The organism is Staphylococcus equorum (assembly GCF_029024965.1).
In the GTDB taxonomy this organism is placed as follows: domain Bacteria; phylum Bacillota; class Bacilli; order Staphylococcales; family Staphylococcaceae; genus Staphylococcus; species Staphylococcus equorum.
The window spans coordinates 91,100-103,070 of sequence record NZ_CP118982.1 but is presented as its reverse complement, the minus strand read 5'-3'; the positions used below and the strand labels follow the sequence as shown (position 1 = coordinate 103,070).

The window sequence follows — 11,971 nt, the reverse complement described above, 5'->3', positions numbered from 1 at the left end:
ACTGTTTGCTTAAACTGTTGCGTAATCTTTTTTACCAAAGAATGTTACAAGTAATAACATAATTATTGATAGTGGCAACCCAATTAAGATTGGATGTAGACCAAACGGATGACCTAGTATTTGCCATATTACTGCTGAACCAAGCCCACTCCACATTGCAATGTTACCTGCAAGCTTCGTAGGTTTTTTCCAAAATAGACCGAACATCACTGGCGCAAGTAAGCCTGAAACTGACATTGCAGTACCTGTTACCATAAGATCTACTAATCCTGGGATCATAAGCGCCAATACTAACGAAATCACAGCTACGATTAACACTGAAAGTTTACTATATAACAGCATTTTATTCTGATTATCACTTTTCACATTTGGTTTTATAATATCGTTAGCTATAGATGAAGAACCTGCAATAAAGAAGGAATCCGCACTAGATATGACTGCTGCTAATAATATTATAATCATTACAAGGACTAATGGAAATGGGAACACGTTTTGGATGACATTATAATAAACTAATGGGGTTTCTGCTATGTCCAAATTCAAACCAAACTTAGCATAGACACCAATAAATACTGTCATTGCACCTAATGCTACCGCAATAATCATCGAGAGGCCATAACCATTTCTCGCAGTTTTCAAGTCTTTAGCTGCCCAAATACGTTGCCACACATCTTGTCTGATAAATTGATAAAAAGCTAATGTTAACAGATAAATTAAGATTTCATTTGGTGTGATATTAAGGAAGTTCAACATATCATTTTGATTTTGGCTACTCGCATTAGCTTTAATTTCGCTCCAATTACCTGAGTAGAATATAACCACAAAGAATAGTACTATGATACCAATCGTTAGCATCGTCCCTTGAACAACATCTTGCCAAATCACAGCTTTTAAACCGCCGAGATAAGTTTTTATAGTCAGCAAGATACATCCTATAATAATACCCGCTGTCATATTTAATCCTATTGTTAAATTTAAAATAGAAGCAATTGCAACAAACTGCATACCTGTCATCGCACAATAAGCAAATAAGAAACTGATAACAGTTGGAATACGTGCTGATTCTCCATAACGAAGCGCAGTATAATCACCGATTGTTACCATATTGTGCTTTTCACCTAATAATCTAATACGTTTTAATAAAAAGAATGCAAGTACGATAACAGCGGCCATCATAGTGATATGAATCCACTGCTGTCCCATACCTAATGTATAACCATTCTCCATATAACCTAACAATGTCGCGCCACCTACACCAGTGCTGACAAATGTTAAAATCAGTGGCCATAATGTTACCGTTCTACTTGCCATATTATAGTCATCATAAGTTTTAATTTTTCGTTGTATGTATACAGACATGAGCAATAGAAAAATAAAATAAATAATGATCGTAAATCCTAAAATTAATTGTTCGCTACTATTAAACACTACACTATCCCCTCGTAAATATATTTTTTACAATGACTTTAGTTTATCGTGACTACTTAGATGAATCAAATCAAATTTTAAGTTTTTGTAAATTTTATTAGACTTCCTTAAGCAAGTTGAATATAAAACCTTGTTCCCCCCTCATCAGAATTTTCAGCTAGTACGGAGTTAATGTAAACCATTTATTTATTTTAGTTTACATTTGTATAGAAATAGCCTTATTATAAAAAGGAGAAACTATTAAAGCCTAATGAAATGAGGAGAATTAATATGAAATTAGCTGAAAACATTTTACAAGGGAAAATATTAACTAAAGATACGTTGCTAAATGTATATGAAGATTCTAACGTAGACACATTAGATTTATTAAACGAGGCTTACATATTAAGAAAACACTATTACGGCAAAAAAGTAAAATTAAACATGATTTTAAATGCAAAAAGTGGTATCTGTCCTGAAGATTGTGGTTATTGCGGTCAATCTAGGGATATGAAACAAAAGCAGCGCTATAGTTTAGTGCCAGAAGAACAAATCGTTAGTGGTGCCAAAGTAGCGCATGAAAACAATATAGGCACTTATTGTATCGTTATGAGCGGTAGAGGTCCAAGTAATAAAGAAATTGACCATATAAGTAGAACTGTAGAAGAAATAAAATCAAATCACCCACAGTTGAAAGTATGTGCATGTCTTGGATTAACCAATGATGAGCAAGCTAAAAAACTCAAGGCAGCTGGTGTCGATAGATATAACCATAATATAAATACAAGCGAAAACTACCATGAAACAGTTGTAACTACACATACTTATAAGGATAGAACCAATACTTTAGAAATTATGAAAGCAAACAATATTTCACCATGTTCTGGTGTCATTTGTGGTATGGGAGAATCAAATCAAGATATTATTGATATGGCATTCGCCTTAAAAGAAATTGATGCCGATAGTATTCCTATTAATTTTTTACATCCTATTCAAGGCACAAAGTTCGGAGAAATGGATGAATTAACTCCTATGAAATGTTTAAGACTAATTGCTTTATTTAGACTCGTTAATCCATCTAAAGAAATTAGAATTGCTGGCGGTAGAGAGGTTAATTTACGTTCACTACAACCTTTAGCTTTGAAGGCTGCAAATTCAATATTTGTAGGAGACTATTTAATTACTGGAGGACAGCCAAATCAACTAGACTATAAAATGATTCAAGATTTAGGTTTTGAAATTGACTTTGGATACAATGAACTGCAAGAAGAATAAAACTTTATTTTAATGAAAAAGACTGGGGATGAAATCAAAAATATGAAATTTGATTTCATCCCCAAACTATAACTTTAAAATCCTTTAATATATTAACCTCAAATCTTTACGCTAACTTAGATCATGATACTTCTTAACCAATCAGCTCACTAAGTTTTTCCAAACTTCTAATCAATACAAAGCAACACTATATAAAACAAACCACAATACTATAACAAAATAATCGTTTTCCTAATTGTTTAAATTTACATTAATATGGTATTATTTTTATGTAATAAAATATGCATAAAAATTAAGGAGGCTAATATGGAAGAATATTTACTGTTATTAGGAGCTGATCAATTCCTTAGAGAACGATCATATGCCGGTGGGAAATCAATAAGAGATTTTCAGATATGGACAGCAATAAAAGGTTCGAAATATAAATACAATGCTTATTTTGATTTTTGTATTGATGCAGACCCCTTAAGTTATGAGGATATAAAAAATGAAATAGACTATTATAAAACACAAGGTTATGAACCTAAATCTATAGTTCCTTTAAATGATTGGACACTTAAAGTAGCTAATAAGTTAAACAAAGACTACGGGTTGCCTTACCTTGATGATGAAGTCGTAGAAGCTTGTAGAAATAAACATCTAATGAAGGAAGTATTTGAAAAAGCTGATATCCCTACTCCAAAATCGAAACTTTTTGAAACTATTGAACAATTGAAAGAATTGATACAAACATTTGAGTTTCCCGTTATTATAAAACCTGTAGATTTTGGCGGTAGTGGCGGCGTTTACTTAGCTCATAATGAAGCAGAATGTAAGGAAGCTTATATGAAATCTCAAAAAGTTATGGCTGCTTATGCTGATTCTTTCAAAGTTTCTAAAAATACGTTTCTTATTGAAACATTTATCGATAGCAACGAGGAAGTGTCTGTAGAAGTTTTATGTGGTGAAAACTTCTATGAAGTAATCACTGTCACAGAAAAATATTTATCTCCAAGACCTTGGTTTACTGAAATGGGGCACTTAGTTCCTAGCCACAGATATAAAGATGAAAATATTAAAAAACTAGCAATACAAGCATGTAAATCTTTAGGAATTAATCGTGGGGTAGCTCACATAGAAATAAAAATCAAAGACAACAATCTATACGTCATTGAAGCCGCAGCTAGACCAGGCGGAGATGCTATTATGGATTTAGTTGAATCTTCTTACAGCATTAACCCCTATCAACTACATATTGAAATGTATATAAACAACAAACTCAAACCTCCATTCACATTTAGACCAAACAGCACATCAGCAATAGCTTTCATGAAGGCACAAAAAGGAAAAATAGCAAATATCAATTTCCCAGATATATCAAAAGATACCGAAATTAAGCGTATCAGTTTATTAAAAAATATCGGTGATATCGTAAGTGATCCTGAAAACTGGAGCAGTCGTGATGGTTTAGTGCAATTTGGTTGGCCCGAGCTACCAACTACTAAAATATATAAACATATAAATAAAGCTAATGATTTAGCAAATAAAATTTTTGATAGTAGTGATGATTATAATGAATAAATACTTAATCATTACGGCTTTATATAGATTTATCTGTGGTGGATTAATTCTAGCGATTAACTGGGAATTAGCCAGTCCTGAATCTACAAGTGATTTAGCGATTTCAACTATTCTCTCATTCGTTCCTGCAATATTCACTCCATTTTTAATCAATTTATTTTTCAAAAATTATTCAGGCAGTAACCTTACAAAATTATCTTTTTTAGGAATATTTTTTATAGTTATCGCTATCACCATGATTTACCAAAACACGCTTTTATTAATACTTTTGAATTTTGCTTTATGGATTGTATTTTTTCTATTAGAAACAAGTTTAGAATTGTGGTTTTCTGAATTAGAAGAGAATAAAAATGAAGAATTTATTAATAAATATAGTTCTCTTTCAATGACAGTCAATCAAGTCGCTTTAATGATAGGACCTTTGTTTATTGCAGTAATTATGAAATTCATTGCTTTATTTTGGATTTTTTTAATATACGGGATAGTCTACTTCTTACTTCACTTAGGCATTTAAAAAGTAAAATTGATGACACATGATGTTACCTGTAAAACTGCACATACTTCAAAGGAACCTGTAAAAATAGTTCATTACCTCATTGGCATGCTTATGTGGCCAATATTAGGAACTATCAATTTTATGTTACCTACATTTACAGTATATAAAAATCGAGAGATACACGAAGTAGCATTATTAGATAGTGCTTTAGGCGTTGGTATGGCACTTATCGGTATTTTACTTAGTAAGTATATGTCTTATAAATGGATGAATATCTTTTTAATTATAAGTATATCAATATCTGTTCTATGGTATTACTTCGAGGATACAATAATAATAAAACTGCTATTAATGCTATGCTTTGGTCTATCTTTTGGTGGTGCAAGAATCATATTCAGAAAAATAATCGTGACAGAATACGCAAGTCACAATGTAAAAAGTGTTTATTCCCTGGGAAATTCACTCGGCCTACCCATTCTTTCTGTTTGTATTTATCTAGGCATGTTGAATTTGGATCTTGTTTGGTTACCCTCATTCATTTTATTAACTATATTACTTATTTTACTTAAAACTCAATACCAAAAAGGAGCTCTGTAGATAAAAACTCAAATAGTTAAATTATAAAATTGATTATATTGAACAAAAAGGACCTCAGGTTTAACTATTTGAGCTTAATTTCAGGTGTCGTTAACTTCATAATATCGACAGTGAACAATTATGGTTTTTCTCTTTTTAGAATAAAATTCTTCACAAATTTATATTTTTTCCGGTCGTATTTCGCGTATGAATAACTTAGCACACTAAATGTAGCTGCACCCAGCAAGTTCACAAATAAATCTTTCATTGTGTCATGTATGCCGACATCAAGATAGCCACCATCAACCACATTTTCTACATGATTTCCCGACTCGTCTTTACTCTCTATAATTGTTTTCTCAATATTATCAATGTGATGCACAGTATTGTGCTCATTTGCCAAAGCTGCACTATTCACTTTTTGAACTACTCGATCTTTTTGCATGTCCATACCCATACCCTGATCAACAGTATATTCAAAGAACTCCCACATCACACCGATTGTCATAGAAAAACAAAATGTAACGATTGCCAGAAACAGTGGATTTAAATTGATTCCTCGTACATTTTTATTAAGTAAAAATACTAGTGAAAATCCGATACCTGCAGCTAAAAAGCCATTAATTGAATGAAGCATTGTGTCCCATAGTCTAAAATAACTGTAAAAATCTCCAAGTTCACCTAAAATCGTAGAACTAAAAATAAACAGTATAATTATAAATTCAAGTAAATTAGGAATTTCAATTTTTAATAATCGTTCAGTTAATTGTGGAATAGTAAAGAGTACAAGCGTCAAAACAAGGGTGAAAATCACATCCCATCTTTGGATAAATATCAATTCATTAATAAGGCTGAACATAACAATTAAGCGCAAAATCACATATACGGTGATTACTTTCTTATTTGCCGTTTTCGTGCTACTTGTAAATATCTTTTTAAAATTATTCATAGGCAACCTTCTCCAATACTTATAGCGTATAACTTACAACCAATGAAATGATATATAAGCAGTTTTATAGTTTTTACTCGCTTCGTTTATCCCATTCACATATAATGGATATTTTTTCATTCTCTAATTTTGCGTATATTGTACCATCCATTTTCTTCATATAACTTTGTGCAATTGATAAGCCCAATCCGCTTCCATATCCTATACGAGAACGATCTGCCATATAAAAACGATTAAATATTTGTTCTACATTTTCTTGAGTTAAATTCGGTGCATCATTTTCCATGATGACGATAACTTTAGCATCTTCTACTTTTAAATAGATGTTCACATCACCATTTGAATATTTAATCGCATTCGCTATTATAGTTTCTTAAACTATAACATTACAAGAGGCATAGAAACGAATAAGCAAACCTGTTAAATGAATAGAGTAACATTCTAAGTGAATTATTTTTAGCGTCATGTTTGATGCGTTTCTACATATAAGGCACTAAAAGTCGAGCTATAAACATTAAAAATATAATGTCACTTTATGTATCTTCAAATACGTAGTTAATCATCTTTATTAATATTTGAATGTACATTACATGAAAATAATATATAATGGTGATAAATACTTTTAGTTACAAGCAATAAGTAGGAGATTACAATTCAGAAATTAATTTCAATAGTGGTAACAGTATATAACAAAGAACCTTTTTTAGAAAATTGTATTCAATCCTTAATTAATTTAAATATTGATAAGTCGCAAATTGAAGCTATTTTTGTGGATGATGTTTCCACAGATGGTTCGTACGCAATATTAAATCGTTATGCTGAACAATATGAATTTATTCGAGCTATTCAATTAGATGAAAATTCAGGCGGCCCTGCAATCCCACGTAACATTGGTATGCAAGAAGCCAATGGAGAATATTTAACTATACTAGACGCTGATGATTGGTTAGAAGCAGAAGGTTTTCCTAAATTAATTCGTCAGATGCAAACACATAATTCAGATATTGGGTTTGGTCAATGTTACAAACATATGAATAATGAAATAAGAAAAGTAGCTAACTTCGCTTCTTATAAAGAAGCGAATGGACTGGTACCTTATGAAATTTATAATATATTTAGAGCTGTTGGCCCTTGGGGTAAAGTGTTCAAGCGCTCAACTGTTATTGATAACAATATGAAGTTCAAAAATTTAAAGTATGGAGAAGATAAACTGTTTTATTCTGAATTAATCAGTAAATCTCAAAGTGCTTCTATGTCACCAGAACCTGTCTATCATGTAAATCGTTATGCTGATAATATTTCATTAATAAAAGCCACTGACATGATGGAAAAATCTCAGTTTAATTTGGATGTACTTAAAGAAATTATTCAAATGGAACTTCCTGAATACGCTAAAGAGCAAATTTTATGTCGTATTTTAGAAATGGATTTTATTTCTCGTTTCTTAGTTACAAAAACATTCTTGAATTCTAATGACAAGGATTTCTTTTATCAACAATTCAATGAAGTTGAGTCTGTAATCACAGGTGCGGGCTACGAGATGGAAAAATTATTAATAAATGATAAGTATAAAAATGTTTATCATACATACCACCATAATCAAAAGAATTTTGTATCATATATTGAATATATGATTTATGAAGCAAATGCTTATAAATATATTAAAGATCACATGGTTTATTTTAAATATCCTGAAAGTTTCAAGAATTTGGTTGAACTTAAAACAAAATGTACTGCCATATACAATGGTACAAGACTAATCAATAATACATTTTATGAAGTCATAGAATTGTATAAACAACCTAATATAGCTATTGACGCAGTAAAATTAGTCAAAATTAAAGATGACCGCTTCAGTAAAAAAGTGGATTTCATAGTAGAAAATGACTGTATTTATATTAAAACAGACGATTTGAAATTTGAAGATACTGATTTTAATATTTCAATTCAATATAACGGCTTTGACCAAGTGTTAGTTCGTGCAACTTATCCAAATTTTAATGACCAAAGTAAATTAAAACGTCAGAACTTTCACCTTGAATTTATTTCAGATAAAAAAGAAGCTGTTTCATTAAATACGGATCATTATCTAGTACATGCGCCTGACCATATTGTTGTGAAACAAGAAATCAACAGATATAAAAATACTGATTTCAATGATCCCCTCGACTCAATTGCAAAAGGGCAACTTATAAAAATTAAAGCAACTGGAAAAAGTGCTGATCAAACACCTCTATTAATCACCAATGATAATTTATACATCACAGTGGATAAAGCGTTTGTAACAGAAATAAATCTTAATAAGATTGAAGGTTATGTATCTCATATTCCAAAATCAGTAGAAGTTATTAAAAAATGTAAATTGTACGAAACTATTTCATTTAACAACGATCCAATTAAAACTTTAAAACCTGGAATGACATTAGATATTGTTGATCTTGCATTCACTGACAAACTTACACCTAGATTAAAAACTTCTGATGGCTATTATTTAACAGCAAATGAAAAATTTGTTGATATTATAAACTGATTATATTTAAGATAAAAAACGCAATCTCACTATTGTTAAGTGAATTGCGTTTATTTTTTATAAATTTAAGTTGTTTATAAATGCTTTTAATTCATCTTTCATGTTCTTATCTTTTAATGCATATTCAATCGTTGTTTTGACAAATCCCAGCTTTTCTCCGACATCATAACGGTTACCTTCGAAATCATATGCATAAACTTGGCTTTCGCTATTCATTCTCTCAATAGCATCGGTTAATTGAATTTCATTCCCTGCGCCCTCTTTTTGACTTTTAAGATAATCAAAAATTTCTGGCGTTAAAACGTAACGTCCCATGATTGCTAAGTTTGATGGTGCTGTACCTTGTTTTGGTTTTTCCACAAACTGCTTTACTTTATATTTTAATCCTAATTTTTCTAAAGGATCAATAATACCATAACGATGTGTCTCTGAGTCTGGTACTTCTTGTACGCCAATCACTGACTTGCCTGTTTCTTCATATACATTCATCAATTGTTTAATTGCTGGCGTTTCAGATTCTACAATATCATCACCTAAAAGAACTGCGAATGGTTCATTACCAATAAATTGTCTTGCTGAATAAATCGCATGACCTAAACCTTTTTGTTCTTTTTGTCTTACGTAAAAAATATTAGCAAGGCTTGTAGAATAATGCACTTTTTCTAGTAAATCTGTTTTACCTTTGTCCTCTAATATCATTTCTAATTCTTTTTGATTATCGAAATGATCTTCAATTGAACGTTTATGTTTACCTGTTACGATAATAATATCTTCGATGCCCGCTTTTGCAGCTTCTTCAACTATATACTGAATTGTAGGTTTATCTAAGATTGGTAGCATTTCTTTCGGCATTGCTTTTGTTGCTGGTAAAAATCTTGTACCTAAACCAGCTGCCGGTATGATTGCTTTTTTTATTAGTTTCAAAGTACTCAACTACTCCTTTATTAAATGCTCAGTTTTAATACTTAAGATATAAGTTTACCACTATTTAATTTTTGGAGATAGTATTTTTAAAATCGAACCATTACTTTAAAGGAAACACAAAATAAAACTGTAGGTAAAAACTCATTTGAGCCTTTATCTACAGTCTTTAATGAATTTATTTAACTAATGAGTATGAGCCTGAGGGTCAATTTCACAGCTTCCCCCTGAGCCATAATTATTAGGTTCTTTATTACCAGTGATAACTAATACATATAAAGTATATAGTGCTATTACTCCAGCAACAACGGCACCAAATGCACCAGCTAATAATGAAGCACCAATCATGCCACCACTACCGGAGCTTGCAACTGCTAAAACACCGACAATAAATACAATAGTTGCCACCATCGCTATAAAACCGCTGATATGAGAAACTATTGCAAGAACCATCGTACGATTTGTATCATGTAAACGTCTGGCCATTACGGTAAATGAAGGAATAATAATTGCAATTGCGAATACACTGCTTAGTAAACCTGCTGATACTATTCCTAAAAGCGAAGATATTACGAAGTTAATCCAAAAAGGATGCCAAAAGTCAGGACGAGTAGATCTGCCATTAATGTCCAAAAAACGCGTCCAAAATTCTTTATAACTTTGAATAACTTGATTTTGTGAATTGTTCATATAATTTCCCCTTTAGTTTGATAGTAATAGTATACGAAACTAAAGATGCATATAGCAAATAGCTTTTAAAAAAGATGTATTAAATCCTTAATTTCAATTTTAAAATAATTTTTATTCACTTTTTATTTATATATAAAAGAACTGCATATCATAAACGACATGCAGTTCTCATTATCTTAAATCTAATCAGACGATTTTTGTTTTTTACTTTGATTAACCATGAAAATAACTTCCTTGAGCATCACTGCTTTAGAACCACAGGTCTGCGAGTAGTTCCATGGATTGTTTTCTTTTTTCTGGGTCATACGCATAAGTCGCAATGATAAGTTCATCCGCTCCAGTCTCTTCAGTGAATGCTTCTAATTTATTACGAACTGTTTCAGGTGAACCCACCGCTTTGATACTGAACATTGATTCCATCATTTTTCTTTGTTCTTCTGACCCTAATTCTTCGGGATCTACAGGTGGTTGTAGCTTACGTTGCTGACCAGTATGCATATCTCTCATCATTTGAATCGTCGTTGTCCAAATTTTTTCTGCTTCTTCATCTGTTGGTGCTACAACTACATTAATCCCCGCCATGACATACGGTTCATCAATCTGAGAAGTTGGCGCATCCGTCTTGAATGTTGAACGGTACATGTCAATTTTTTGTTTATAGTCATCAGGTGCAAAATGTGTCGCAATAGAATACGGCAGGCCAAGCTGTCCAGCAATAGATGCACCATTTATACTTGAGCCCAATACCCAAATTGGTATATTCGTACCTGTACCTACTGTGGAAGTCACAGGAACACTGTTACCGAGACCTTCGTCGCTGAACCAGCCCATGAGGTCAAAAATAGAATTTGCAAAAGTCTGTGCATCACTATCAGAACGTGTAATCAACTGTGATGTCTTTTGATCAGTGCCAGGCGCTCTTCCAAGTCCAAGGTCAATTCTCCCCGGATAAAGTTGTGCAGTCGTGCCGAAATTTTCAGCTAACTGCAATGGTGAATGATTTGGCAACATAATCCCGCCCGAGCCGACACGAATATTTTTTGTTCGTGCTGCTGCCATCGCAATCAGTTGTGATGTAGCACTGGATGCAAGATTTTTTGTATTATGATGCTCAGCAAACCAAAGTCTCTTGAATCCAAGATGATCTACAAGCTCTGCATTATCCATAGATGCTTCAAGCGCTTCTTTGACTGTTTGATTTTCTGAAATGCCTACAAGTTCGAGGACACTTAATGGTATATGTTTTGTCATTTATTTAGTACTCCTTTATAAACCTTATTGAATATTGATGGTTTTCTAATTTGATATCATGCTTATACTTTTATATTTAAAACGTATATGAGCATCACACAATTAAAAAAATCCTCTGCTGATTACATGATAAAACACCAGGCGATATAAAGATAATTTACTGTTTATAGCATCTAAATATTCAATGTAACAACGATGTAACTAGCATTCTTTATTATTAAATTTAAAAGGGTCTGTTCTGTTATTTAATTATTTCTCGGGAAATAAAAAAGATGAGAACACTACTTTTCATAGTGTTTTCATCTTGTTAAATTTT

General features: G+C 31.8%; 11 protein-coding genes. 5 read left to right on the top strand and 6 right to left on the bottom strand.

All coding sequences use genetic code 11. From position 1 onward, the window contains the following. Positions 1–9 precede the first annotated feature (9 nt). Positions 10–1,428 carry a sodium:solute symporter family protein gene (locus PYW44_RS00440; RefSeq protein ID WP_021339369.1) on the bottom strand — a complete coding sequence of 473 codons (1,419 nt, stop codon included), beginning with the start codon at positions 1,426–1,428 and terminating at the stop codon, positions 10–12. A gap of 270 nt (positions 1,429–1,698) precedes the next feature. On the opposite strand from PYW44_RS00440, the gene bioB reads away from it, so the two are divergent. The 4 genes from bioB to PYW44_RS00420 all read left to right on the top strand — a co-directional run bounded on the left by bioB (position 1,699) and on the right by PYW44_RS00420 (position 5,335). Further along, complete coding sequence (gene bioB / locus PYW44_RS00435; RefSeq protein WP_002511733.1) at positions 1,699–2,682, top strand: biotin synthase BioB; 984 nt, start codon at positions 1,699–1,701, stop codon at positions 2,680–2,682. Between the two features lie 306 nt (positions 2,683–2,988). Further along, positions 2,989–4,242: an ATP-grasp domain-containing protein gene (locus PYW44_RS00430; protein WP_021339368.1), complete on the top strand. Its 1,254-nt coding sequence runs from the start codon at positions 2,989–2,991 to the stop codon at positions 4,240–4,242. Next, on the top strand, positions 4,235–4,756 hold the full coding sequence (locus PYW44_RS00425; protein WP_236593593.1) for a hypothetical protein: 522 nt from the start codon (positions 4,235–4,237) through the stop codon (positions 4,754–4,756). The genes PYW44_RS00430 and PYW44_RS00425 overlap by 8 nt, the downstream gene beginning before the upstream one ends. Positions 4,757–4,768: 12 nt before the next feature. After that, positions 4,769–5,335 (top strand): hypothetical protein, encoded by a 567-nt coding sequence (locus PYW44_RS00420; protein WP_021339366.1) that lies wholly within the window; start codon positions 4,769–4,771, stop codon positions 5,333–5,335. Positions 5,336–5,453: 118 nt separating this feature from the next. Here the strand turns inward: PYW44_RS00420 and PYW44_RS00415 are convergent, their stop codons facing one another. Continuing rightward, complete coding sequence (locus tag PYW44_RS00415) at positions 5,454–6,263, bottom strand: DUF2238 domain-containing protein (protein ID WP_002506301.1); 810 nt, start codon at positions 6,261–6,263, stop codon at positions 5,454–5,456. Between the two features lie 73 nt (positions 6,264–6,336). After that, positions 6,337–6,627 carry a sensor histidine kinase gene (locus tag PYW44_RS00410; RefSeq protein WP_256092550.1) on the bottom strand — a complete coding sequence of 97 codons (291 nt, stop codon included), beginning with the start codon at positions 6,625–6,627 and terminating at the stop codon, positions 6,337–6,339. A 309-nt stretch (positions 6,628–6,936) separates the two neighbouring features. Between PYW44_RS00410 and PYW44_RS00405 the strand changes: the two genes are divergently transcribed. Further along, positions 6,937–8,793: a glycosyltransferase family 2 protein gene (locus PYW44_RS00405; RefSeq protein ID WP_115075922.1), complete on the top strand. Its 1,857-nt coding sequence runs from the start codon at positions 6,937–6,939 to the stop codon at positions 8,791–8,793. Between the two features lie 57 nt (positions 8,794–8,850). Here the strand turns inward: PYW44_RS00405 and galU are convergent, their stop codons facing one another. The 3 genes from galU to PYW44_RS00390 form a co-directional block, all read right to left on the bottom strand. Further along, complete coding sequence (gene galU, locus PYW44_RS00400; RefSeq protein WP_021339363.1) at positions 8,851–9,717, bottom strand: UTP--glucose-1-phosphate uridylyltransferase GalU; 867 nt, start codon at positions 9,715–9,717, stop codon at positions 8,851–8,853. A 183-nt stretch (positions 9,718–9,900) separates the two neighbouring features. After that, positions 9,901–10,347 carry a DUF805 domain-containing protein gene (locus tag PYW44_RS00395; RefSeq protein WP_230622017.1) on the bottom strand — a complete coding sequence of 149 codons (447 nt, stop codon included), beginning with the start codon at positions 10,345–10,347 and terminating at the stop codon, positions 9,901–9,903. A gap of 306 nt (positions 10,348–10,653) precedes the next feature. After that, positions 10,654–11,655 carry an LLM class flavin-dependent oxidoreductase gene (locus PYW44_RS00390; protein WP_002511738.1) on the bottom strand — a complete coding sequence of 334 codons (1,002 nt, stop codon included), beginning with the start codon at positions 11,653–11,655 and terminating at the stop codon, positions 10,654–10,656. Positions 11,656–11,971: the final 316 nt, after the last annotated feature.